Below are 23,846 nucleotides of genomic sequence, written 5' to 3'. Positions count from 1 at the left end.
CGGCCCCGGGCCGGGGGCAGCAGCAGGTACCGGTACACGGCGGTGAGCGTCCAGGCGACCGCGCCACCGGCCGGCCGCAGCAGGTACCGGTACAGCGCGGCGGCACCCGGGACGACCACGTACCGCCACAGCGCCACCCACGGCCACACGAACAGGGCCTTCGCCAGCCAACCCAGCGCGGCCCCCGTGCCGCGGGCCAGCAGGACCAGGCCGTGGCCGGCCGGGACCAGGACGTACCGGTACAGCCCGCGGGCCAGCCAGGCGACGCCCCGGGCCGGGGGCAGCAGCAGGTACCGGTACACGGCGGTGAGCGTCCAGGCGACCGCGCCACCGGCCGGCCGCAGCAGGTACCGGTACAGCGCCGCGGCACCCGGGACGACCACGTACCGCCACAGCGCCACCCACGGCCACACGAACAGGGCCTTCGCCAGCCAGCCCAGCGCCTGCCCCAGGGGGACGAGGGCCCAGCGCCACAGGGCGGCGCCGACGGGTGCGAGGACGTACCGCCACAGCGCGGCCCACGGCCAGTAGAAGACGGCGAGGGCCAGCCACTTCAGGACCGTTCCCGTACCGCGGGCCAGCCAGGCCAGTGCGCGCCCGAGCGGGGTCAGGACGTACCGGCCCAGCCGGGTGAACAGCCAGGCCACCGCGTCCGCGGCCGGGCGCAGGGCGCGGCGGTGCACGCCGCGCGCCGCGAGGACCAGCAGGTCCCAGGCCATCCGCAGCGGGAGCACGATCACCACGGCCAGGATCCGCACCGGAATCCGGACGAGCGCGAAGACGCACCCCTCGCCGCCGGGTTCCGGCTCGTGCCGGCCGTGTTTCTCCAGGTCCATACCTACGACGACGCAGCGGAGGCCCGAGCCGTTGCACAGGAAATGCCCCCCACCGTTCCCGGTGAGGGGCATCTCGCGGGCTGCGTCAGCCCGAGGTCACTTCACGACCGACAGCGGCAGCAGCTTCTTGCCGGTCGGGCCGATCTGGATCTCGGTCTGCATCTGCGGGCACACGCCGCAGTCGAAGCACGGGGTCCAGCGGCAGTCGTCGACCTCGGTCTCGTCGAGGGCGTCCTGCCAGTCCTCCCAGAGCCAGTCCTTGTCGAGACCGGAGTCGAGGTGGTCCCAGGGCAGTACCTCCTCGTACGTGCGCTCACGGGTCGTGTACCAGGCCACGTCCACGCCGTACGCGGGAAGCGTCTTCTCCGCCGCTTCCATCCAGCGGTCGTACGAGAAGTGCTCGCGCCAGCCGTCGAACCGGCCGCCGGATTCGTACACGGCGCGGATGACGTCGCCGATGCGGCGGTCACCGCGCGAGAGGAGGCCCTCGACGATGCCCGGCTTGCCGTCGTGGTAGCGGAAGCCGATGGAGCGGCCGTACTTCTTGTCACCGCGGATCTTGTCGCGCAGCTTGCCCAGGCGCGCGTCCGTCTCCTCGGCCGACAGCTGCGGCGCCCACTGGAACGGGGTGTGCGGCTTCGGCACGAAACCGCCGATGGACACCGTGCAGCGGATGTCGTTCTGGCCGGAGACCTCGCGCCCCTTGGCGATGACGTTGACCGCCATGTCGCCGATCTGGAGCACGTCCTCGTCGGTCTCGGTCGGCAGGCCGCACATGAAGTACAGCTTCACCTGGCGCCAGCCGTTGCCGTACGCGGTGGCGACGGTGCGGATCAGGTCCTCTTCCGAGACCATCTTGTTGATGACCTTGCGCATGCGCTCGGACCCGCCCTCGGGGGCGAAGGTCAGACCGGAGCGGCGGCCGTTGCGGGTGAGCTCGTTGGCCAGGTCCACGTTGAACGCGTCCACACGGGTCGACGGCAGGGACAGGCCCACCTTGTCGTCCGTGTAGCGGTCGGCGAGGCCCTTGGCGATGTCCGCGATCTCGGTGTGGTCCGCGGAGGACAGCGACAGGAGGCCGACCTCCTCGAAGCCCGTGGCCTTCAGGCCGCGCTCCACCATTTCGCCGATGCCGGTGATGCTTCGCTCCCGCACGGGGCGCGTGATCATGCCGGCCTGGCAGAAACGGCAGCCGCGGGTGCAGCCGCGGAAGATCTCCACAGACATCCGCTCGTGGACGGTCTCGGCGAGCGGGACCAGCGGCTGCTTGGGGTAGGGCCACTCGTCGAGGTCCATGACGGTGTGCTTGGACACGCGCCACGGCACGCCGGAGCGGTTGGGCACCACACGGCCGATGCGGCCGTCCGGCAGGTACTCGACGTCGTAGAAACCGGGGACGTAGACGTTGCCGGTCTTGGCGAGACGGAGGAGGACTTCCTCGCGTCCGCCCGGCCGGCCCTCCGCCTTCCACGTGCGGATGATCTCGGTCATGTCGAGGACGGCCTGCTCGCCGTCGCCGATGACCGCGCAGTCGATGAACTCCGCGATCGGCTCGGGGTTGAAGGCCGCGTGGCCGCCCGCGAGGACGATCGGGTGGTCGACCGTGCGGTTCCTGGCCTCAAGCGGGATGCCCGCGAGGTCGAGCGCCGTGAGCATGTTCGTGTAGCCCAGCTCCGTGGAGAAGGACAGGCCGAACACGTCGAAGGCCGAGACCGGGCGGTGGCTGTCCACGGTGAACTGCGGCACGTTGTGCTCGCGCATCAGTTCTTCGAGGTCGGGCCACACGCTGTAGGTGCGCTCGGCGAGCACGCCCTCGCGCTCGTTGAGCACCTCGTAGAGGATCATGACGCCCTGGTTGGGCAGCCCGACTTCGTACGCGTCCGGGTACATCAGCGCCCAGCGGACGTCGCAGCTCTCCCACGGCTTCACCGTGGAGTTGAGCTCACCACCGACGTACTGGATGGGCTTCTGCACGTGCGGAAGCAGGGCCTCAAGCTGAGGGAAGACCGACTCGGTCATCACGCGACTTTCGTGAAGCGGGCAAGGGGGCAGCTCTCAAGCGTACCCCCAGGCTCAGGCGTCCCCACCCACATGATCATTCAAGTGCGGCCCTGAGCTTCGGCTCGGAGGCCTTCGCCCAGATGTCCGGAAGCTCCTGTTCGCGCCGTGTGGCCAGGGCCTCCTCGTGGGCGTAGAGCACGCCCCAGGTGAAGGCGGACTCCCCCGCGCCCGCCGCCTGCACGGCGAGGCCGTGCAGGGCGTCGCGGGCGACCACGCTGTCCTGGTGGTCACCGAGCAGGGACTGGACCTTCTTCACCGCTTTGGCCAGGCGTTTCGCCGGTTTTCCGAGCGCGGGCGTGGCCGCTTCCCCCCCGTACCGGGCGCGCTTGGCGGCCTTGCGGGCCTCGTGCAGGGCCAGGTCGCGCTCGTGGCCCTCGGCGAGGGCGAGCGCCGTGTCCACCCGGCCGGCGAGGCGCTCGAAGTCGCGCAGTACGGCCTTCGGCAGGACGCGCTCCGCCCGCCCGCGGGCGGCCTTGCGCAGCGGGGGCGCGTCCAGCAGGGCGTCGAGGGAGTCCAGCAGGGTGAGGTAGCGCGCACTGTCGAGCGCGGCCAGGGCCCGGCGGCGCGATCCGGAGCGGCGGGTGGCGTTCCACGTCCGCAGCCGGCCGCGGACCGGGCCGAGCAGCAGGGTGCGCGGCAGCTCGTCGAGGCGGGTCTGGATCCGCTCCTGCAGGACCTCCTGGTCGCGGTCGACGCCGAGTTCGGCGGCGAGCCAGCGCAGCTCCTCGCCGATCGGATCGGTGACGGTGCGGTCCAGCACCTTGCGGTACGTCTTGAAGGCACTGCGCAGGCGGCGGCAGGCGACCCGCATCTGGTGGACGGAGTCCGGGAGGTTCCGCCGCACGGCCGGGTCCTGGGCGATCAGGGCGTCGCGCTGTTCCCGCAGGTACGCCAGGACGTGCGCGCCCGCCGTACCGTCGGAGCCGTCGTCCCCGAGCCGGGGCGGCGGCGCCGTGCCGGTCTCGGCGAGCGCCCGGGCGAGCTTCGAGGGGGCGTCGCAGACCCTCAGCCCGGCCTTGCGGAACGTCTTCTCGACCGCGTCGAGCAGCCCGGGGTCGACCCCGTCGGCGAGCTCCACCTCGACCTCGGTCCAGTCGGCGGTGGCCTCGCCCCGCTCGGCCCGCACCGTGTCGGTGCTCAGTTCCGCGAGCAGGGCTCCGTCGGCGTCCAGGAGATGGCTGACCCGGCGCGAGGAGAGGAGCCTGACCTGCGGCTCCAGGGCGGCGCCGCGCACCCGGGAGCGGAGCAGGGCGGCCAGCGGGCGCGGGACGGTGTCGTCGCCGAGCGGGGCTCCGATCTCGTCGCGTACTCCCGGGGAGACGGGCAGTTTGAGGTGCCAGCCGGCGTCGGCCCCGCCCGTTCTGCGCCGCAGGGTGAGACCGTCGGCCGCGAGCCGCTGGTCGGAGGTGTCGTAGTAGACGGCGTCGAGGTCGACGGTGCCCTGGTCGGAGACGGCCGCGATCGCGGCCGTGCCCGTCAGGTCCGGCACCCCGCGCCGGGCCGACTTCGACTGAGAGAACTCGAATTTCCGCTCGATCTCGCGCTTCGTGTCCGCCATAGACCGAACTTAGTCCTGAACGGAACACGGCGGCAGGGTGAACGGAGCATCAGGCCGACAACGGCCGCTGCACCTTGATCGACTGCAGTAGTCCGACCGCGATCCACACCGCGAACATCGACGATCCTCCGTACGACACGAACGGCAGCGGAAGGCCGGCCACCGGCATGATCCCGAGGTTCATCCCGATGTTCTCGAAGGACTGGAAGGCGAACCACGCGATGATCCCGGCGCACACGATCGTCCCGTAGAGCTCGGTGGTCTCCCGGGCGATCATGCAGGCCCGCCACAGGATGATGCCGAGCAGCAGCAGGATCAGCCCGGCCCCGACGAAGCCGAGCTCCTCCCCCGCCACGGTGAAGACGAAGTCCGTCTGCTGCTCCGGCACGAACTGGCCGGTGGTCTGCGAGCCCTTGAAGAGGCCGGAGCCGGTCAGGCCGCCGGAGCCGATCGCGATGCGCGCCTGGTTGGTGTTGTAGCCGACGCCCGCGGGGTCGAGCTCGGGGTTGGCGAAGGCCGCGAAGCGGTTGATCTGGTACTCGTCCAGGACGCCGAGCTGCCATATCAGGACGGCCCCGCCCACGCCCGAGCCGATGAGGCCCAGCACCCAGCGGTTGGAGGCGCCCGAGCCCAGCAGCACGCCGAGCACGATGACGACCATGACCATGACGGATCCGAGGTCGGGCATGAGCATGACGATGCCCATCGGGGCGGCGGCCAGGCAGAGCGCCTTGACGACCGTGCGGTGGTCCGGGTGGGTGAGGTCGCCCGCGTCGACCCTGGTGGCCAGCAGGATCGCCATGACCAGGATGATCGTGATCTTCACGAACTCGGAGGGCTGGAGGGAGAATCCGCCACCGATCACGATCCACGCGTGGGCACCGTTGATGGTGGCGCCGAGCGGGGTGAGCACGGCCAGGATGAGCACGAGCGAGAGCCCGTAGAGGATCGGCACCGCTCCGCGCAGGGTGCGGTGGCCGAGCCAGACGGTGCCGATCATCAGCACCAGGCCGATGCCGGTGTTCAGGGCGTGCCGGGCCAGGAAGTAGTACGGGTCGCCCTGGTTCAGCTGGGTCCTGTTACGGGTCGCCGACCACACCAGCAGGGAGCCGATGAAGGACAGGGCGATCGCGGAAAGGAGTATCGGCCAGTCGAGCCGGCGCACCACCGAGTCGCGGGCGGTGAGTTTGGCCATCGCCCCGCGCTCGGGCGCGTACCGGGAGACGGAGAACTTGTTGGCGGTCTGCATGTCGGTTTCGGTCCTCAGTCCTGCCGCGCGGGGGGCGGCCCGGCGAGCACGGGCGGCGCCGGCTCCTCCGGGGACGGCGGCACGTACGGCCGGATCTCGGGGGAGTCGATGGAGCCGTCGGGGCGGATCTTGGGCAGTTTCACCTCGGGCTGGAGCAGCAGGGCCTTCTTCAGGTCCTGCTTGCCCTCCATGTCGAGGCCGTAGATGGCGTTGTAGAGGTTGCGGACGGCCGGGCCGCAGGCCCCGGAGCCGGTGCCGCCCTGGGAGATCGTCATGACGATCGCGAAGTCGTCGGTGTACGTCGCCAGCCACGAAGTGGTCTGCTTGCCGTACACCTGGGCGGTGCCGGTCTTGGCCCGCATCGGGATCTTGTCCAGCGGCCAGCCCCCGAACCGCCAGGCGGCGGTGCCGCCTGGCTCGACGACCATGCGCAGGCCCCTGTCGAGGTTGCCGATGGTCTCGGCGTCGACCGGCAGCCTGCCGTGGGGCTTGGGCTTGATCATATCGATGCGCTTACCGTCGGGGCTGATCACGGCCTTGCCGACCGTGGGGTTGTAGAGGGTGCCGCCGTTGCTGATGGCGGAGTAGGCGGTGGCCATCTGGATGGGGGTGACGAGGACGTCGCCCTGGCCGATGGCGAAGTTGATGCTGTCGAACGCCTTCAGCTGGTTGCCTTCGAGGCAGCTCTCGTAGGCGATCTGCTCGACGTAGGTGCCGCCCTTCTTGCCCTGCTTGCACCAGGAGTCCTTGTTGGCCGCCCAGAAGTTCTTCTTCCACCGGCGGTCGGGGATGCGGCCGGTCACCTCGTTCGGCAGGTCGATCCCGGTCTCGGAGCCGAGTCCGAATTCACGGGCGGTCCGGTAGAACCAGTCGTGGGCGTCCTTCTTGGGCTTGAGGCCGCCGTCGCGCTGCCACTCCTTGTGTCCGAGGGCGTAGAAGACGGTGTTGCAGGAGAACTTGAGGGCCTCGGCGAGGGTGATGGGACCGTGCCCCTTGGACTCGAAGTTCGCGAAGCTCCGGCCGCCCATGTTGTAGGAGGCGCTGCAGTTGTACTTGTCGTCGAAGGCGTAGCCGGCCCGGACGGCCGCGCTCGCCGAGACCACCTTGAAGATGGAGCCCGCGGGTGCCTGGCCCTGGATGGCCCGGTTGAGCAGCGGGTAGTTGGAGTTCTTGCTGGTGAGGTTGGCGTAGTCCTTGCCGGAGATGCCGCCGACCCAGGCGTTGGGGTCGTAGTCGGGCTGGGAGGCCATCGCGACGACGCGGCCGGTCTTGGTCTCCATGACGACGACGGCGCCCGAGTCGGCCTCGTACTTGCGGCCGGTGATGTTGTCGGTCTCCTGACGGACGGTCTTCATCGCCTGCTGGAGCTCGTACTCGGCGACGGACTGGACCCGTGCGTCGATGCTGGTGATGAGCGTGGATCCGGGCACGCCCGGGTCGGCCTCGGTCTGGTGCATGACCCGGCCGAGGTTGTCGACCTCGTACGAGGTGACTGCCGCCTTGCCGCGCAACTGCTTGTCATAGGTGCGTTCGATTCCGGAGCGGCCGACCTGGTCGGAGCGCAGATGCGGCGAGTCGGTGTCCTTGGCCTTCTGGATCTCCTCGTCGGTGACCGGCGAGAGGTAGCCGAGCACCTGTGAGGTACGGGCCCCGGCGGGTGCCGGGTAGCGGCGGACGGCGGTGGGCTCCGCGGTGATGCCGGGGAATTCCTCGGGGCGTTCGCGCAGCTGCAGCGCCTGCTGCGTCGTGGCTTCGAGGGTGATGGGAATCGGCTGGTACGGGGAGCCGTTCCAGCAGGGCTTCGGGGTCTGGGAGTCGCAGAGCCGGACCTTTTCCATGACCTCCTTGGCGGTCATGTCCAGGACGTCGGCCAGGCGCGTCATGACGCCCTTGCCCCGGTCCTTCATCTTCATCAGCGCCGTGCGGCTGGCGGAGACGACCAGGCGGGTCTCGTTGTCGGCGAGCGGGACGCCCCGGGCGTCGAGGACCGACCCGCGCACAGCGGGCCGGACGACCCGCTGTACGTGGTTGCTCTTCGCCTCGTGGTAGTACTCATCACCGTTGCGGATCTGGAGGTACCACAGGCGCCCGCCGAGCGTGACCAGCATCGACAGGACGAGTACCTGGATGATGACGAGCCGGATCTGCACCCGGGAGGTGCGGCCGGTCTCCGGAACGTTGGTCACGCCTGCTCCTCCCTCACAGCTTCTTGACGCTCTTCACACCCTTGAACGGCTTGACGCCCTTTATGCGGACGGCCTTGTTGGCCCGGGACCGGGCGGTCTTCAGACGCAGGCCTCCGCGCTGGCTGCCGATGCGCAGGCCGGTACCGCCGGCCAGCCAGCCGGAGGAGACGTCGGCGGCCTTGCCTGCGGGGCCGCCGCCGGCCTCGACGGCCATCGGGTCGTTCTCGGCACGCCGGGCCAGCGCCATGATGAACGGCACGGTGAACGGCGCGAGCAGCAGGTCGTAGAGGGTGGCGGTGAACAGCAGCCCGGTCAGGCCCACGTGGCGGGCGGCCGTGTCGCCGACGAGGGCGCCCACGCTCGCGTAGAGCAGGGTGGAGCCGATCGCGGCGGCGACGACGGTGAGCATCGGGCCCCAGGCGGAGCGGAACCGCCCGTTGTCGGGGCGGACCAGGCCGGCCGCGTAGCCGATGACGCACAGGACGAGTGCGTACCGTCCGGCGGCGTGGTCGGCGGGCGGTGCCAGGTCGGCGAGGAGGCCGGCGGAGAAGCCGATGAGGGCGCCGCTGACGTGCCCGTACACGAGTGCGAGGGCGACGACGGTGAGCAGCACCAGGTCGGGCACCGCGCCGGGCAGTTGGAGCCGGCCGAGGACGGTGACCTGGATGACGAGCGCGACCACGACGAGGGTGGCCGAGAGCAGGATCCGGTTGAAGCGCATGGTCGGTCTGCTCCTAGTCGTCGGCCGGCTTGCCGGGCACACTGGCGGACCCTGACGGCGTGACCGTGACGGTGACCGTGGGGGCGGGCTTGGGGGCCTCGGGCTTGGGCGGCAGTACGGCGTCGCGCGGGTCCTCGCGCGGCGGCATCACGACGACGCCGACGATGTCCAGGCGCGAGAAGCCGACGAACGGGCGTACCCAGACCGTGCGGGTCAAATCGCCGCGCGAGGGATCGACCTTGACGACCTCGCCGATCGGAACGCCGGGCACGAAGGGCTTGTTGCCGCGCGAGCCGAAGGTGACCAGGCGGTCCCCGGGGCTGACCTTGGCCTTGCCGTTGAGCATCTGGACGGACAGGGCGCGGTCGCCCTGGCCGGTGGCGAAGCCGAGTTCGCCGGTCTTCTCCAGGCGGGTCCCGACGGTGAAGTCCGGGTCGTTGGCGAGGACGACGGTGGCGGTGTCCGGGCCGACGGTGCTGACCCGGCCGACGAGTCCGTCGCCGTTCAGGACGGTCATGTCGCGCTCGATGCCGTCCTTGCTGCCGGCGTCGATGGTGACGGTCCAGGAGAAGCCCTGGGCCGCTCCTATGGCGATGACCTCGGCGCCCTTGATGCCGTACTGTCCGGCGCCGGCCCGCTTGAGCATCTCGTCGAGCTCGTGGATGCGGCTGCGGGTCTGGTCGTCACTGCCCAGTTTGGCCTTCAGGGCCGCGTTCTGCTTCTCCAGCACGGCGATGCGGTTGTGGCGCTCGCCGGAGTCCCGTACCGCCCCTATGGCGTGCGCGACCGGGTCGACGGCGGTTGCCACGCCCTTCTCGACCGGCCCGAAGACCGCTGCCGCGGCCTGCCGGGCACCGTCGACCGGCGACTCCTCGCCTGCCCTGATGTCCACCGTGATCAATGCGAACGCGATGGCGATCAGAAGCACCAGGAGCAGCCGGCTTTCTCGTGTGTCCCTCACGTGCGGCGGCCGTGCCTTCCTCGTCGGAATGTTGTTTTGCCTGTATATCAACGATCCGCCGCACGGGCTCGGTAGCACCCGTACGGCGGATCCTTGTGTGTTCCGCATGGTCCCTCCGGCTCGGAGGGGTGTGTGTCAGCGACGGGGCTGGGCGTCCAGGACCTGCTGCAGTGCCTCGAACTCCTCGACGCACTTGCCCGATCCGAGGGCGACGGAGTCGAGCGGGTCCTCGGCGATGTGGATGGGCATGCCCGTCTCACGGCGCAGCCGCTCGTCGAGGCCGCGCAGCAGGGCGCCGCCGCCGGTCAGGACGATGCCGCGGTCCATGATGTCGCCGGAGAGTTCCGGCGGGCACTTGTCGAGGGTGGTCTTGACGGCGTCGACGATGGCGTTGACGGGCTCCTCGATCGCCTTGCGGACCTCGGCGGCCGAGATGACGACCGTCTTGGGCAGGCCGGAGACCAGGTCTCGGCCACGGATCTCGGTGTGCTCGTCCTTGTCGAGGTCGTACGCCGACCCGATGGTGATCTTGATCTGCTCGGCGGTGCGCTCGCCGAGGAGGAGCGAGTACTCCTTCTTGATGTGCTGGATGATCGCGTTGTCCAGCTCGTCACCGGCCACCCGGATGGACTGTGCCGTGACGATTCCGCCGAGGGAGATGACGGCGACCTCGGTGGTGCCGCCGCCGATGTCCACGACCATGTTTCCGGTGGCCTCGTGGACGGGCAGGCCCGAGCCGATGGCGGCGGCCATGGGCTCTTCGATGATGTGCACCTGGCGGGCGCCGGCCTGCGTGGACGCCTCGATCACGGCGCGGCGCTCGACTCCGGTGATGCCGGAGGGAACACAGACCACGACACGCGGGCGGGCCAGGTAACGGCGCTTGTGGATCTTGAGGATGAAGTACCGGAGCATACGCTCGGTGATCTCGAAGTCGGCGATGACGCCGTCCTTGAGGGGCCGTACGGCGACGATGTTGCCGGGCGTGCGCCCGATCATCTTCTTCGCCTCGGAGCCGACCGCCAGAATGCCACCGGTGTTCGTGTTGATGGCGACCACGGACGGCTCGTTCAGGACGATCCCCCGGCCCCTCACGTACACCAGCGTGTTGGCGGTCCCGAGGTCGATCGCCATGTCACGGCCGATGAACGACATGTTGTTCCCCTTGTTCCCCATGAGGAGCGTCTGGCCTTCCAGTTGATAGCGGCTGCTGTCAGGTCGGCGAGGTGGGTGTGTGGGTGGAGGCCCCATCGTAGTGCCGGGAGTACGGACACCGCGCGACGGGACTCCGGCAATCCCGCCGGAATGGATACCCGCCCCCTCAGTGGTGACGACGTGTACTGCCCAGGCGTTCCCGGTATCGCCCGGAAATACCGCAGGGCGACCGAAATTACTTCGGTCGCCCCAGGTCATGAGCGCTATTCGGCTGATGTCGCGTCAGGAAGTGTGATCGCGGAGTTATCGAAACGCGGGGTCAGAGCGCCGGGAAGAACAGCTTCAGCTCACGCTCGGCGGACTCCTCGGAGTCCGAGGCGTGGATCAGGTTCTCCCGGACGATGGTGCCGAAGTCCCCCCGGATGGAGCCGGGCGCCGCGGCGATCGGGTCGGTCGGTCCCGCCAGCTGGCGGACGCCCTCGATCGCGCGTTCCCCTTCGACGACCAGGGCGACGATCGGGCCGCTGGCCATGAAGCCCATGAGGGGCTCGTAGAACGGCTTGCCCTTGTGCTCGCCGTAGTGCGCCTCCAGGGTCTCCTGGTCCAGCGTGCGCATCTCCAGCGCGGGGATGGTCCAGCCGGCCTTCCGCTCGATGCGGCCGATGATCTCGCCCACCAGACCGCGGCGGACGGCGTCGGGCTTCAGCAGGACGAGGGTGCGCTGGGTCATGTTGCGGCTCCTTGCGGCATACGGGTGCGGTAGGACGAATCTACAGGGCCATCAAGGTGACCCGTCACGCAGCGTCAGGCGCCCCGGGGGCCGCTGCGGCCTCCTGGGTGGCCGCCCAGCGGGCCTTGACCGCGTCGATCTTGCGGCCGTAGTGCACCGAGCACCACCACAGGGCGGCGAAGACCGCACCGAGGAAGAACATCGTCGGGACGACGAACCCGCTCGCGATCAGGCCGATCTGCAGGGCCCAGCCCAGCTGTACCGCCCCGGGACGCGAGAGCATCCCGCACAGCAGCACCGACAGCAGCATGCTGACCCCGCACACCGTCCAGACCGCCGTCTGGGTCAGGTCCGGGTCCTTCATGGCCACCAGGCCCGCGAAGCCGATCACGAAGAACTCGCCGATCAGCGTGCTCGCACACAGCGTGCGCATCCTCAGCCCCTCTTCAGCAGCAGGCGGGCCTCGCCCACCGTGATCACGGAACCGGTCACCAGGACCCCGGCCCCTCCGTACTCGGCCTCTTCCTCCGCCAGGGTGATCGCCGCCTCCAGGGCGTCGTCCAGCCGCGGCTCGACCTGCACCCGGTCCACGCCGAAGACCTCGACCGCGACGGCCGCCAGCTCGTCGGCGCCCATGGAGCGGTGGCTGGAGTTCTCGGTCACCACCACCTCGGCGAAGATCGGCTCGAAGGCCTCCAGCACCCCCCGGACGTCCTTGCCCTCGCTCGCGGCCACGACGCCGATCAGCCGGCTGAAGCCGAACGACTCGGTGACCGCCGCCGCGGTGACCGCCGCGCCCGCCGGGTTGTGCGCCGCGTCCAGGACCACCGTCGGGCTGCGCCGCACGACCTCCATGCGGCCCGGCGAGGTCACCGAGGCGAAGGCCTTCCGTACGGTGTCCGGGTCCAGCACGCGTGCGTGCTCCTGGCCGATCCCGAAGAAGGCCTCGACCGCGGCCAGCGCCACCGCCGCGTTGTGCGCCATGTGCGCGCCGTACAGCGGCAGGAAGATGCCGTCGTACTCGCCGCCCACACCGCGCAGCGTCAGCTGCTGCCCGCCGACCGCGACCTCGCGCGAGACCACGCCGAACTCCATGCCCTCGCGGGCGACGGTCGCGTCGACCTCGACGGCCTTCTTCAGCAGCGCCTGCGCCGCGTCCACCGGCTGCTGCGCCAGGATCACGGTGGCGCCCTGCTTGATGACGCCGCCCTTCTCCAGGGCGATCTCGCCGGGCGTGGAGCCGAGCCGGTCGGTGTGGTCCAGGCTGATGGGGGTGATCACGGCGACCGAGGCGTCGATGACGTTGGTCGCGTCCCAGGTGCCGCCCATGCCGACCTCGATCACGGCCGCGTCGACGGGAGCGTCCGCGAACGCCGCGTACGCCATCCCGGTGAGCACCTCGAAGAACGACAGCCGGTACTCCTGCGAGGCGTCGACCATCTCCACGTACGGCTTGACGTCCTGGTACGTCTCGACGAACCGCTCGGCGGTGATCGGCGCCCCGTCGAGGCTGATCCGCTCGGTGACCGACTGCACGTGCGGGCTGGTGTAGCGGCCGGTGCGCAGCTCGAAGGCGTTCAGCAGGGCCTCGATCATGCGGGCCGTGCTGGTCTTGCCGTTCGTGCCGGTGACGTGGATGGAGGGGTACGCGCGCTGCGGCTCGCCCAGGACGTCCATCAGTGCGGCGATCCGCGACACGGACGGCTCCAGCTTGGTCTCGCCCCAGCGGGTGGCGAGCTCCTGCTCCACCTCCTGCAGCGCCTTGGCGACCTCCGGGTCGGCGGGCAGGGCGGGCACCGGGTCGCCCTGGGGCGGTCCGGCCTGGGCGCGCAGGGTGCGGCTGCCGGCCTCGATCACCGCCAGGTCGGGGTCGCGGTCGGACTCCTCCGCGATGATCTGGTCGAATTCGTCGGATCCATCGAAGGGGCTGTCGTGACTCTCGGGGCTCTCGGGCTGCTGCTCACTCACGGAGACCAGTCTACGGACGAGGACCTGCGGGACTTTCGGCCCGGGCGTTTCGGGACGTTCGGCGGGTGGGGCGACCAGATCGTTATGCAAGCCTTGCGGGCAGGAGATTGGGGAACAAATGCCGCAGGCCAGCACCAACACGACAGCTTCCAGCCGCGACATAGGGATGGACCTGGGCACCGCCAACACCCTCGTCTACGCACGGGGCCACGGAATCGTCCTCAATGAGCCGTCCGTGGTCGCCGTGAAGGCGGGCACGACCACCGCACTTGCCGTCGGGACGGAGGCCAAGGAGACCATCGGCCGCACCCCCGGATCCATCACCGCGATCCGCCCCCTCAAGGACGGCGTGATCTGCGACTACGAGGCCGCCGAGGAGATGATCCGGCACTTCGTGCGCAAGGCCGTCCCCGGCCGGCGCCCCCGCACCCGGATGGTGGTCTGCGTACCGTCCGGCGTCACCCCGGTCGAGCGGCGGGCCATCGTCCACGCCTCCACCCGCGCCGGGGCGAAGACCGTTCACCTGATCGAGGAACCGATGGCCGCGACCATCGGCGGCGGCACCTCGGAGGTCGCCGTCATCTCGCTGGGAGGCATCGTCACGTCCCGGTCGCTGCGCGTCGGCGGGGACCGGCTCGACGCGGCGATCATGGACTACGTCCGCAAGGAGCACTCCCTGCTCATCGGCGAGCGCACCGCCGAGAACGTCAAGGTGGCCATCGGATCCGCCTGGCCGGTCCCGGACCGGCCGGAGCTGGAGACGCTCACCTTCACCGTGCGCGGCCGCGAAAAGGTCGGCGGCATGCCCAAGACGCTCTCCCTGGCCGCGGCGGAGGTCCGGGCCGCACTCGACGAGCCCGTCGAAGCGATCATCGCCGCCGTGCGCACCGCCCTGGAGGAGTGCCCGCCGGAACTGTCCGGCGACGTGATGGAGCACGGCATCGTCCTGACCGGCGGCGGCGCGCTGCTGCCCGGCCTCGACCTGCGGATGACCTCGGCGACCGGCATCCCGGTCTTCGTGGCCGACAACCCGCTGGACTGCGTGGCCCTGGGCTCGGGCCGCTGCGTCGAGGACCTGGACACGCTGGGCGGCCTGCCGGCCCCGGCGAAGGCCTAGCCTGCGCCCCGGCCTAGCCGCGGGGCAGGGTCGCGACGACCTCGTACGAGTCCTCCGTGCGCGTCGCCGTCAGCTCTCCACCCAGGCTCCGCACGCGCTCGGACATGCTCGCCGTGCCCGAGCCCGCCGAGACCGGGGCCCGGCCCGCGCTCCGGGCGGCCAGGGTGTTGCTGACGGCGATCCGCAGACGCGGGCCGTCCGCCGTGACCGACACGTCGATGGTCTCGCCGTGCGCGTGCTTGGCGGCGTTCGTCAGGCACTCCTGCACCACCCGGTAGACCGCCGCCTGCCGCAGAGGCGACAGCGCGTGCACGTCCGGATCCAGGGCCAGCCGTACCGGCGAACCGGCCCGCCCGCTCTCCTCCGCCAGCGCCGGCAGCCCCTCCACCCCCGGGGTCGAGGCCCGCTCCCCCCGCTGCACGATGATCTCGTTGAGCACCAGGTGGGCCCGGCGCGCGGTGTCGGCCAGCTCCTCGAAGTCCGGTCCGTACGAGGTCTCGCGTGCCCGCGTCGACAGCACCTCGGAGCGCACCGTGAGCAAGGTCAGCTCCCGCCCGACGAAGTCGTGCACGTCGCGGGCGACGGAGGTGCGCTCCTGCTGGACCGCCTGGAGCACGGCCGATTCGGCCCGCCGGGCGGTGAGCTCCGACACCAGGTCGTGCCGGTAGGCGGCGATGCCCACGGCGGCCGCGAGCACCCCGATGGGCACGACCAGGCCGAGGAAGGAGCTCAGGCTCTCCACCCTGGGCTCGGGCCAGCCCGGCACGCTGAACACCAGCAGCGCGAAGGCCAGGTACCCGAGCGTGGCGAGGATCCCGGCCCGGCGGCCGCGGTATCGGCCGACCGAGTAGAGGGCGAACTGGATCAGGGTGAGCTCGTGCAGCCAGCCGATGAACAGCAGAGCGGCGAGGTACGAGACCCAGGGCGCCCGGCGCCGCACCAGCAGGGTCGAACAGCCGGCGGCGAGCACGACCGCGGCGAGCGGCCCGTTGAGCGAGTTGTCGGCGGCGGCGAGGCCGGGAAGGTCCAGCGCCATCAGGGCGAGGCAGCTGAGGGCGGTGAGCACGTCCAGCGCCCGCGGTGAGCCGGCCCAGCCCTCGGGGAGCCGGCGGCCGTGGGCCGCGGCCCGGTGGAGCGCCGAGGCGACGGGCTTGACGTGCATGCCGTCCATCATCCGTGCTCAGCGCCACGGATCGGCTCCCGCCCGGACCGGATATCGAGTGATTTAGGGCACTTCGGACAAGCCGGAAGTCCCTGTGACACCGCCCCCTGCGCGGGGAAGGCATACGGGGAAGGCCCCCACATCGACCGACGGTGTGGGGGCCTTCACTCGCTTGCGGCGACTAGCCGGCCGGCAGCGCGTCGAGTTGGGCACGGAGCCGCGCGATGTCGGCCTCGGCCTTGGCGAGACGGCCCTTGATCTTGTCCACGACGTTGTCGGGGGCCTTGGCGATGAACGCCTCGTTCCCGAGCTTCGCCTCGGCCTGCTGCTTCTCCTTCTCGGCTGCGCCGAGGTCCTTGGAGAGGCGCTTGCGCTCGGCGGCCACGTCGATGCTGCCCGACAGGTCGAGCGCGACCGTCGCGCCGGCCACCGGGAGGGTGGCGGTGGCGCTGAAGCCCTCGCCCTCCGGCTGGAGGCGCAGGAGCTGGCGGATGGCGCCCTCGTGCGCGGCCAGCGCCGTACCGGTCAGGTCCAGACGGGCCGGGACCTTCTGGCCGTCCTGCAGGCCCTGCTCCTTGCGGAACCGGCGGACCTCGGTGACGACGGCCTTGACGAGGTCGATCTCGGCCTCGGCCGCCTCGTCGCGGAAGCCGCTGTCGCTCGGCCAGTCGGCGATCACCAGGGATTCGCGGCCGGTCAGCGTGGTCCACAGCGTCTCGGTGACGAACGGGACCACCGGGTGCAGCAGCCGCAGCATGACGTCGAGGACCTCGCCGAGGACCCGGCCGGAGACCTGGGCCTGCTCGCCGCCCGCGAAGAAGGTCGTCTTCGAGAGCTCGACGTACCAGCTGAAGACCTCGTCCCACGCGAAGTGGTACAGCGAGTCCGACAGCTTCGAGAACTGGTAGTCCTCGTAGAACGCGTCGACCTCGGCCACGGTCTTGTTGAGCTGGGACAGGATCCAGCGGTCGGTGGCCGACAGCTGCTCGACCGGGGGCAGCTCGCCCTCGATCGTCGCGCCGTTCATCAGCGCGAAGCGGGTGGCGTTCCAGATCTTGTTGGCGAAGTTGCGGGAGGCCTGGACCCAGTCCTCGCCGATCGGGACGTCGACGCCCGGGTTGGCGCCGCGGGCCAGGGTGAAGCGGACCGCGTCCGAACCGTAGGCGTCCATCCAGTCCAGCGGGTTGACCGCGTTGCCGAAGGACTTCGACATCTTCTTGCCGAACTGGTCGCGGACCATGCCGTGCAGGGCGATGGTGTGGAACGGCGGGGTGCCGTCCATCGCGTACAGGCCGAACATCATCATCCGGGCGACCCAGAAGAAGAGGATGTCGTAGCCGGTGACCAGGACGGAGTTCGGGTAGAACTTCGCCAGGCTGTCGGTCTGCTGCGGCCAGCCCATGGTGGAGAACGGCCACAGGCCGGAGGAGAACCAGGTGTCCAGGACGTCCGTGTCCTGGGTCCAGCCCTCGCCGCTCGGCGGCTGCTCGTCGGGACCGACGCAGACGACCTCGCCGTTCGGGCCGTACCAGACCGGGATGCGGTGACCCCACCACAGCTGGCGCGAGATGCACCAGTCGTGCAGGTTGTCGACCCAGTCGAAGTACCGCTTCTCCATCTCCTGCGGGTGGATCTTGACCTTGCCGTCGCGGACCGCGTCACCGGCGGCCTTCGCCAGCGGGCCGACCTTGACCCACCACTGCATGGACAGGCGCGGCTCGATGGTGGTCTTGCAGCGCGAGCAGTGGCCGACGGAGTGGGTGTACGGACGCTTCTCCGCGACGATCCGGCCGTCGGCGCGCAGCGCGGCGACGATGGCGGAGCGGGCCTCCAGCCGGTCCAGACCCTGGAAGGGGCCGTGGGCCGTGATGACGGCGTGCTCGTCCAGGACCGTGAGGTTCGGCAGGTTGTGGCGCTGGCCGATCTCGAAGTCGTTCGGGTCGTGCGCCGGGGTCACCTTGACGGCGCCCGTGCCGAACGCGGGGTCGACGTGCTCGTCGGCGACGACCGGGATCCGGCGGCCGGTCAGCGGCAGTTCGATCTCGGTGCCGACGAGGTGCTTGTAGCGCTCGTCCTCCGGGTGGACGGCGACGGCGGTGTCACCGAGCATCGTCTCGGCGCGGGTGGTCGCGACGACGATGGACGCGTCGCCCTCGCCGTAGCGGATCGAGACGAGCTCGCCCTCGTCGTCCTGGTACTCGACCTCGATGTCGGAAATCGCGGTGAGGCAGCGCGGACACCAGTTGATGATGCGCTCGGCGCGGTAGATCAGCTCGTCGTCGTAGAGCTTCTTGAAGATCGTCTGGACGGCCTGCGAGAGGCCCTCGTCCATGGTGAAGCGCTCGCGCGACCAGTCGACGCCGTCGCCGAGGCGGCGCATCTGGCCGGAGATCTGACCACCGGACTCGGCCTTCCACTGCCAGACCCGCTCGACGAAGGCCTCACGGCCCAAGTCGTGGCGGGACTTGCCCTCCTTGGCGAGCTCACGCTCGACGACGTTCTGGGTGGCGATGCCCGCGTGGTCCATGCCGGGCTGCCACAGCGTCTCGAAGCCCTGCATGCGCTTACGGCGGGTCAGGGCGTCGATCAGCGTGTGCTCGAAGGCGTGGCCCAGGTGGAGCGAGCCCGTGACGTTCGGCGGCGGGATGACGACGGTGTACGGCGGCTTCTCACTCTTCGCGTCGGCCTCGAAATACCCACGCTCTACCCAGCGCTCGTAGAGCTTCCCCTCTACCTCGGCCGGCGCGTACTGGGTCGGCAGTTCGGAGTTGGGGCTGCTGGGTGTCTGCGTGTTCTCGGTCACGAGCCAAAGGATAAGGGCGGCCCCACCTCCGTTACGAATCGATACCGCAGAGCGGCCGCCCGTTGACCTTGACCGTGGCGGACCCGTCTCATGCGGGCATGAACGAGATCACCCGGCAGGCCGTCCCGGCGTACCCCGGACAGCCCGCCCAACCCGCGCCGCCCGCGCCGCCCGCGCCGCCGAAGAGCAAGCGCGCCCTCAAGACCGTCGGGACGGTGCTGGGCGTCGCCGCGGGCGTCGTCATCGGCAAGCTCGCCGTGGCCGCGCTGGTCGGCGGGACCGACGGCCCCGCGGACGCCGGCCGCTACAAGCTCGTGCCGCCGGCCACCTTCCAGAGCCTGAGCCTGCAGGACTCCGGACCGCGGGTCGACGCGATCAAGCAGGGCCAGAACCAGTCGGGCCCCGCGAAGCCGGGCACGACGAGGGTGGCCGTCGTGTACGCCGACCAGGCGGGCACCGCGCAGTTGGTGGTCAGCGGCGCGGCCGGCAGCTTCCGCGACGAGGACCCGGGTGCCGAACTCACCACCGCCCTGAAGGGGATGGGCCTCAAGGAGGCGGAGATCACGACGCACGACGCCGGGAACCCGGCGGGCGGCGCGATGCGCTGCGGCACGGTCGTGATAGCCGAAGGATCGATGCCGATGTGCATGTGGGCAGACCACAGCTCCCTGGTGACGGTCACCGTCCCCATCGAGAACAAGCCGGTGACCATCGACGCGCTCGCGGCGCGGGCCCGTGAGCTGCGGGCCGTGATGGAGGTCTCCGGGTCGTAGTAGTTCCGTAACGCCTGGGACCCCGGAGCCCGGACGCGAACGATCTTCCGAGAGGATGTGAGCTACATAAGAGATTCCTAAAGAAGTTCCTGAGGGGGACACAGAGATGAGCTACAACCAGCCAGGGCCTTACGGGCAGCAGCCGCAGCAGCCCGGACCGTACGGGCAGCAGACCCCGCCGCCGGGCCCGTACGGCCAGCCCGCGCCCCAGCCGGGCTACGGCTACCCGCAGCAGCCGCCGGGCGTCCCCCCGCAGGGCTACCCCCAGCAGCCGCCGACGCCGGCCTACGGCTACCCGCAGCAGCAGGCTCCGTACGGCGGGCAGCCCCCGAAGAAGTCCAAGGCGGGCGTGATCATCGCGGTGGTCGTCGCGGTCGCGGTCATCGCGGGCGCCGGCTGGTACTTCACCCAGGGCGGCGGCGCGGGATCGGTGGCCGCCGACACCAAGGGCTACAAGCTGGCCTACCCCGCTGCGGTCGACAGCTACCAGAAGGCGCCTGACGCCGCCGGCGCCCCCGCGGGTGACGCCCCGGTCACCGGTGAGGGGAAGACCAAGGCCGAGGCGCTCGGCGTGCAGAACGGGCACAACGCGACCGCCAAGTACCAGATGGGTACGGACAAGAAGGGGAAGCAGCTCGCGGCCAACGGCCTCTGGGGCGAGATAGCCGACCCTGCGAAGGCGGTCGACGCCTATTACGCCGGCATCAGCCAGAACAACAAGGAGACCGAGAAGCTCGGCTTCAAGTACGAACTGGTCGGCACGCCGAAGGAGTTCACCCCGGCTGGCTTCAAGGGCGCCGTGATGAAGTGCGCCAACATCAAGATGATCAACACCAAGCCGACCACGGGCAAGGAGCCCAAGGACATCGAGGTCCCCTCCTGCGCTTGGGGCGACCACTCGACCCTGGTCGGCGTCAACGCCGTCGACCCCGCAACGTTCCTGCTCGGCGGGAGCAGCGGCACCCTCGACGAGGTGGCCGCGCTGACGGCGAAGCTCTACAACACCTCGCGCACCAAGGCCTGATCGCGCCGGCGGCCGACGTGAGCACTGGCTTCCGTGCACGCCGGCCGCTGCGGGTTCGGCCTTACGCGCTGTTGCACGCCCCGGCCGCGTCCGCTTCCCTCACGCCAGCAGCGGTCAGACCCCAGTAACACTGGCCCCAGCGTCCGGGGTTTCCCGGGTTGCTACCGGTCTCACAGGCCGACTCCACCTTCGGGCCGACCTGATAGCCCCTGTCGAACAGGTAAAGCTGGCAAGCACCCTGATCAGCCGACGCAGGTGAAGCCATCACAATCGGCAGCGCGGTGGCGGCGAGTGCCACCGCCAGGGCTCCCGCGGCACGCTTCAGCTTCACGTCTCGTTCCCTTCAACTGGCAAGCGATGTCGAGACAAAGTTGATCAAGGAAGCGGGCCACCGCGCCACACCAATCGAACTTTTGGCCGATTGGTGGTCAAGGTAGTCCGAAAGCGGAGAGGGGCGCCCCGGATACGTCCGGGGCGCCCCTTCTGCGTGCTGTCTTGCGGCGGCTACGCCGACTTCTCGTGCGGGCCCTGGTCCTTCGGGACGATCCGCGGGACCAGCGTCGGGTTGACGTTGGAGCGGACGACCTCGGCGGTGATGACCACGCGGGCCACGTCCTTGCGGGACGGGACCTCGTACATCACCGACATCAGGACCTCCTCCATGATGGCGCGCAGGCCGCGCGCGCCCGTCTGACGGAGGATCGCCTGGTCCGCGATGGCTTCGAGGGCCTCGCGCTCGAAGTCCAGCTCGACACCGTCGAGTTCGAACAACCGCTGGTACTGCTTCACCAGGGCGTTGCGCGGCTCGATGAGGATCTGGAGCAGGGCCTCGCGGTCCAGGTTGTGCACGGAGGTCAGGACGGGAAGGCGGCCGATGAACTCGGGGATCATCCCGAACTTCACCAGGTCCTCCGGCATGACCTCCTGGAACTGGTCGCTGGCCTCGATCTCGCGCTTCGAGCGGATCGTCGCCCCGAAGCCGATGCCCTTGGCGCCCGCACGCGACTCGATGATCTTCTCCAGGCCGGCGAAGGCGCCGCCCACGATGAAGAGCACGTTCGTCGTGTCGATCTGGATGAACTCCTGGTGCGGGTGCTTGCGGCCGCCCTGCGGCGGCACCGAGGCGGTCGTGCCTTCCAGGATCTTCAGGAGGGCCTGCTGCACGCCCTCGCCACTCACGTCGCGCGTGATCGACGGGTTCTCGCTCTTGCGGGCGACCTTGTCGATCTCGTCGATGTAGATGATCCCGGTCTCGGCCTTCTTGACGTCGTAGTCGGCCGCCTGGATCAGCTTGAGCAGGATGTTCTCGACGTCCTCGCCGACGTACCCGGCCTCCGTCAGCGCCGTCGCGTCGGCGATGGCGAACGGGACGTTGAGCATGCGCGCGAGCGTCTGGGCCAGCAGCGTCTTGCCGGAGCCCGTGGGGCCCAGCAGCAGGATGTTGGACTTCGCGAGCTCGATCGCGTCGTCCCGGCCCTGCGCGCCGCCGTTCTCGCCGGCCTGAACGCGCTTGTAGTGGTTGTACACCGCTACCGAGAGCGCCTTCTTCGCCGGCTCCTGGCCGACGACGTAGCTCTCCAGGAACTCGTAGATCTCACGAGGCTTGGGGAGTTCCTCCCACCGGACCTCGGAGGTCTCCGCGAGCTCCTCCTCGATGATCTCGTTGCAGAGGTCGATGCACTCGTCGCAGATGTACACACCGGGTCCTGCGATGAGCTTCTTCACCTGCTTCTGGCTCTTTCCGCAGAACGAGCACTTGAGCAGGTCGCCGCCGTCACCGATGCGTGCCACGAGGTGCTTCCCCTTCGCCTGGGAGACGCCTGGTTCAGCGCTCCTGGTGCCTCATATCCGACGGTACCTTGCCGGGGGCCCCGTACGGGGCCCCCTTGACGTGGTTCACATCGCCGAATGTGACGACGTGCCCACGCCAATTGGCGGCAAGGATCAGTGCGAGCTCTTACGGGTGGAGATGATCTGGTCGATCAGTCCGTACGCGAGAGCGTCCTCCGCAGTGAGGATCTTGTCGCGCTCGATGTCGTCGCGGATCTTCTCGATCGGCGTCGTCGAGTGCTTGGCCAGCATGGTCTCCAGCTGGTCGCGCATGCGCAGGATCTCGTTGGCCGCGATCTCCAGGTCGGAGAGCTGCTCACGGCCGGTGCCGCCGGAGGGCTGGTGGATCAGCACACGGGCGTTCGGCAGTGCCATGCGCTTGCCGGGGGTACCGGCGGCCAGCAGGACGGCGGCGGCGGAGGCCGCCTGGCCCATGCAGACCGTCTGGATGTCCGGCTTCACGAACTGCATCGTGTCGTAGATCGCCGTCAGCGCGGTGAAGGAGCCACCGGGGCTGTTGATGTAGATCGAGATGTCGCGGTCCGGGTCCATCGACTCCAGGCACAGCAGCTGCGCCATGACGTCGTTGGCCGAGGCGTCGTCGATCTGCACGCCGAGGAAGATCACGCGCTCCTCGAAGAGCTTCGCGTACGGGTCGTACTCGCGCACGCCCTGCGAGGTGCGCTCGACGAAGCGCGGGATGACGTAGCGGTTGTCCACCGACGCGCCGGTGTAGAGGCCGCTCGCGGGAGAGAGGTTGTTCATGTGCATCTGGGTGTTCACCATCCTGGTGGCGTTCTGCGGGCTGAGGCTTGCCTGTGCGGGCGGGCGTACGCGAGGTCGCGCGCCGGGATCAGGCCCCGGTGCCGCCGCCGCCCGGCACGTTGGACGCGGCCGAGATGATCTCGTCGATGAGGCCGTACTCCTTGGCCTCCTCGGAGGTGAACCAGCGGTCGCGGTCGCCGTCGCGAATGATCGTCTCGACGGACTGGCCCGAGTGGAACGCGGTGATCTCGGCCATGCGCTGCTTGGTGCGCAGCAGGTACTGGGCCTGGATCTTGATGTCGGACGCGGTGCCACCGATGCCGGCGGAACCCTGGTGCATCAGGATGTCGGTGTTCGGCAGGGCGAAGCGCTTGCCCTTGGCGCCACCGGTGAGCAGGAACTGGCCCATGGAGGCGGCCATGCCCATACCGATGGTGACGACGTCGTTCGGGATGTACTGCATGGTGTCGTAGACCGCCATGCCCGCCGTCACGGAGCCACCCGGGCTGTTGATGTACAGGTAGATGTCCTTCTCCGGCTCGGCGGCCAGGAGGAGGAGCTGCGCGGTGATCTTGTTGGCGATGTCGTCGTCGACCTGCTGGCCGAGGAAGATGATGCGCTCGCCGAGCAGCCGGTTGTAGACATGGTCGCCGAGGCCGCCACCGATGGACGGCTCACCCGCGGCGTAAGGCATCAGATTCGTCACGTATCCACCTGCTCGTCTCCGACGGCCATGTGCCGTCTCAGCGTCTCGTTCTGGGGCGCGGTCCGGCCGGTGCGGACAAGTCCGCCGGCATCCGGGTACTCACGTGCCCTCGTATTCATGGACCCTAACGCGCAGGTCGGACAACGCCATCCCGCTTCCCGAACTGTTCGCTCGGAGCGCAAGGTCCCAGGGCCTTCCGGGGCCTGTGCCGAAGGGCCCGGACGCGGCTGCGTCCGGGCCC

At 69.8% G+C, this 23,846-nt stretch carries 19 protein-coding genes and 1 pseudogene; 3 read left to right on the top strand and 17 right to left on the bottom strand.

Annotation, left to right across the window (positions count from 1 at the left end; translation table 11 throughout):
- The 11 genes and pseudogenes from ACFYOB_RS18450 to ACFYOB_RS18400 all read right to left on the bottom strand — a co-directional run.
- A pseudogene (locus ACFYOB_RS18450) lies at positions 1 to 836 on the bottom strand (hypothetical protein); the annotation flags it as partial.
- Positions 837 to 932: 96 nt separating this feature from the next.
- Positions 933 to 2,858, bottom strand: coding sequence for a TIGR03960 family B12-binding radical SAM protein (locus ACFYOB_RS18445; protein ID WP_388560894.1), 1,926 nt, complete (start codon positions 2,856 to 2,858; stop codon positions 933 to 935).
- A gap of 73 nt (positions 2,859 to 2,931) precedes the next feature.
- Positions 2,932 to 4,455, bottom strand: coding sequence for a CHAD domain-containing protein (locus tag ACFYOB_RS18440; protein ID WP_388560893.1), 1,524 nt, complete (start codon positions 4,453 to 4,455; stop codon positions 2,932 to 2,934).
- A 49-nt stretch (positions 4,456 to 4,504) separates the two neighbouring features.
- Complete coding sequence (gene rodA, locus ACFYOB_RS18435; RefSeq protein ID WP_388560892.1) at positions 4,505 to 5,704, bottom strand: rod shape-determining protein RodA; 1,200 nt, start codon at positions 5,702 to 5,704, stop codon at positions 4,505 to 4,507.
- A 14-nt stretch (positions 5,705 to 5,718) separates the two neighbouring features.
- Positions 5,719 to 7,890 (bottom strand): penicillin-binding protein 2, encoded by a 2,172-nt coding sequence (gene mrdA, locus ACFYOB_RS18430; protein WP_388560891.1) that lies wholly within the window; start codon positions 7,888 to 7,890, stop codon positions 5,719 to 5,721.
- A 13-nt stretch (positions 7,891 to 7,903) separates the two neighbouring features.
- Positions 7,904 to 8,611 carry a rod shape-determining protein MreD gene (gene mreD, locus ACFYOB_RS18425; protein ID WP_388560890.1) on the bottom strand — a complete coding sequence of 236 codons (708 nt, stop codon included), beginning with the start codon at positions 8,609 to 8,611 and terminating at the stop codon, positions 7,904 to 7,906.
- Positions 8,612 to 8,624: 13 nt separating this feature from the next.
- Positions 8,625 to 9,572 (bottom strand): rod shape-determining protein MreC, encoded by a 948-nt coding sequence (gene mreC / locus ACFYOB_RS18420; RefSeq protein WP_388560889.1) that lies wholly within the window; start codon positions 9,570 to 9,572, stop codon positions 8,625 to 8,627.
- Positions 9,573 to 9,707: 135 nt separating this feature from the next.
- Positions 9,708 to 10,727: a rod shape-determining protein gene (locus ACFYOB_RS18415; protein WP_008738981.1), complete on the bottom strand. Its 1,020-nt coding sequence runs from the start codon at positions 10,725 to 10,727 to the stop codon at positions 9,708 to 9,710.
- 319 nt (positions 10,728 to 11,046) lie between these two features.
- A complete protein-coding gene (gene ndk / locus ACFYOB_RS18410) occupies positions 11,047 to 11,457 on the bottom strand; it encodes a nucleoside-diphosphate kinase (protein ID WP_388560888.1) in 411 nt (136 codons plus the stop codon).
- Between the two features lie 64 nt (positions 11,458 to 11,521).
- Positions 11,522 to 11,890: a DUF4233 domain-containing protein gene (locus tag ACFYOB_RS18405; RefSeq protein ID WP_388560887.1), complete on the bottom strand. Its 369-nt coding sequence runs from the start codon at positions 11,888 to 11,890 to the stop codon at positions 11,522 to 11,524.
- A gap of 2 nt (positions 11,891 to 11,892) precedes the next feature.
- Positions 11,893 to 13,425, bottom strand: a complete 1,533-nt coding sequence (locus ACFYOB_RS18400; protein ID WP_388560886.1) for a bifunctional folylpolyglutamate synthase/dihydrofolate synthase — start codon at positions 13,423 to 13,425, stop codon at positions 11,893 to 11,895.
- A gap of 118 nt (positions 13,426 to 13,543) precedes the next feature.
- On the opposite strand from ACFYOB_RS18400, the gene ACFYOB_RS18395 reads away from it, so the two are divergent.
- Positions 13,544 to 14,542: a rod shape-determining protein gene (locus tag ACFYOB_RS18395; protein WP_388560885.1), complete on the top strand. Its 999-nt coding sequence runs from the start codon at positions 13,544 to 13,546 to the stop codon at positions 14,540 to 14,542.
- Positions 14,543 to 14,555: 13 nt separating this feature from the next.
- Here the strand turns inward: ACFYOB_RS18395 and ACFYOB_RS18390 are convergent, their stop codons facing one another.
- On the bottom strand, positions 14,556 to 15,704 hold the full coding sequence (locus ACFYOB_RS18390) for a sensor histidine kinase (protein ID WP_388560884.1): 1,149 nt from the start codon (positions 15,702 to 15,704) through the stop codon (positions 14,556 to 14,558).
- Between the two features lie 181 nt (positions 15,705 to 15,885).
- The gene (locus tag ACFYOB_RS18385; RefSeq protein ID WP_388560883.1) at positions 15,886 to 18,507 is read right to left on the bottom strand and encodes a valine--tRNA ligase; all 2,622 of its coding nucleotides are present in this window, start codon (positions 18,505 to 18,507) and stop codon (positions 15,886 to 15,888) included.
- A 98-nt stretch (positions 18,508 to 18,605) separates the two neighbouring features.
- Here ACFYOB_RS18385 and ACFYOB_RS18380 point away from each other — a divergent pair, with 98 nt between their 5' ends.
- Positions 18,606 to 19,280, top strand: coding sequence for a hypothetical protein (locus tag ACFYOB_RS18380; protein WP_388560882.1), 675 nt, complete (start codon positions 18,606 to 18,608; stop codon positions 19,278 to 19,280).
- Between the two features lie 106 nt (positions 19,281 to 19,386).
- On the top strand, positions 19,387 to 20,304 hold the full coding sequence (locus ACFYOB_RS18375) for a hypothetical protein (protein WP_388560881.1): 918 nt from the start codon (positions 19,387 to 19,389) through the stop codon (positions 20,302 to 20,304).
- A 61-nt stretch (positions 20,305 to 20,365) separates the two neighbouring features.
- On the opposite strand, the gene ACFYOB_RS18370 is transcribed toward ACFYOB_RS18375, so the two are convergent.
- From ACFYOB_RS18370 to ACFYOB_RS18355, 4 genes are all read right to left on the bottom strand, one after another.
- Positions 20,366 to 20,635, bottom strand: coding sequence for a hypothetical protein (locus ACFYOB_RS18370; protein WP_388560880.1), 270 nt, complete (start codon positions 20,633 to 20,635; stop codon positions 20,366 to 20,368).
- Positions 20,636 to 20,808: 173 nt separating this feature from the next.
- The gene (gene clpX / locus ACFYOB_RS18365) at positions 20,809 to 22,095 is read right to left on the bottom strand and encodes an ATP-dependent Clp protease ATP-binding subunit ClpX (RefSeq protein ID WP_365172109.1); all 1,287 of its coding nucleotides are present in this window, start codon (positions 22,093 to 22,095) and stop codon (positions 20,809 to 20,811) included.
- Positions 22,096 to 22,248: 153 nt separating this feature from the next.
- Positions 22,249 to 22,920 (bottom strand): ATP-dependent Clp protease proteolytic subunit, encoded by a 672-nt coding sequence (locus ACFYOB_RS18360; RefSeq protein WP_388560879.1) that lies wholly within the window; start codon positions 22,918 to 22,920, stop codon positions 22,249 to 22,251.
- Positions 22,921 to 22,987: 67 nt separating this feature from the next.
- Positions 22,988 to 23,605, bottom strand: a complete 618-nt coding sequence (locus tag ACFYOB_RS18355; protein ID WP_388560878.1) for an ATP-dependent Clp protease proteolytic subunit — start codon at positions 23,603 to 23,605, stop codon at positions 22,988 to 22,990.
- Positions 23,606 to 23,846: the final 241 nt, after the last annotated feature.

Origin of the sequence: Streptomyces sp. NPDC006463 (genome assembly GCF_042870715.1) — a bacterium.
Taxonomy (GTDB): Bacteria; Actinomycetota; Actinomycetes; order Streptomycetales; family Streptomycetaceae; genus Streptomyces.
Note: the sequence above shows the minus strand (reverse complement) of the source record. Positions and strands in the feature narration are given on the sequence as shown.

Excerpts from the sequence above, each read along its gene's own strand:
- ACFYOB_RS18440 (WP_388560893.1), bottom strand. The coding sequence starts at position 4,455 with ATGGCGGACACGAAGCGCGAGATCGAGCGGAAATTCGAGTTCTCTCAG.
- ACFYOB_RS18375 (WP_388560881.1), top strand. The coding sequence starts at position 19,387 with ATGAGCTACAACCAGCCAGGGCCTTACGGGCAGCAGCCGCAGCAGCCC.
- ACFYOB_RS18380 (WP_388560882.1), top strand. The coding sequence starts at position 18,606 with ATGAACGAGATCACCCGGCAGGCCGTCCCGGCGTACCCCGGACAGCCC.
- ACFYOB_RS18360 (WP_388560879.1), bottom strand. The coding sequence starts at position 22,920 with ATGGTGAACACCCAGATGCACATGAACAACCTCTCTCCCGCGAGCGGC.
- ACFYOB_RS18390 (WP_388560884.1), bottom strand. The coding sequence starts at position 15,704 with ATGCACGTCAAGCCCGTCGCCTCGGCGCTCCACCGGGCCGCGGCCCAC.
- ACFYOB_RS18395 (WP_388560885.1), top strand. The coding sequence starts at position 13,544 with ATGCCGCAGGCCAGCACCAACACGACAGCTTCCAGCCGCGACATAGGG.
- ndk (WP_388560888.1), bottom strand. The coding sequence starts at position 11,457 with ATGACCCAGCGCACCCTCGTCCTGCTGAAGCCCGACGCCGTCCGCCGC.
- mreD (WP_388560890.1), bottom strand. The coding sequence starts at position 8,611 with ATGCGCTTCAACCGGATCCTGCTCTCGGCCACCCTCGTCGTGGTCGCG.
- rodA (WP_388560892.1), bottom strand. The coding sequence starts at position 5,704 with ATGCAGACCGCCAACAAGTTCTCCGTCTCCCGGTACGCGCCCGAGCGC.
- ACFYOB_RS18415 (WP_008738981.1), bottom strand. The coding sequence starts at position 10,727 with ATGTCGTTCATCGGCCGTGACATGGCGATCGACCTCGGGACCGCCAAC.
- ACFYOB_RS18405 (WP_388560887.1), bottom strand. The coding sequence starts at position 11,890 with ATGCGCACGCTGTGTGCGAGCACGCTGATCGGCGAGTTCTTCGTGATC.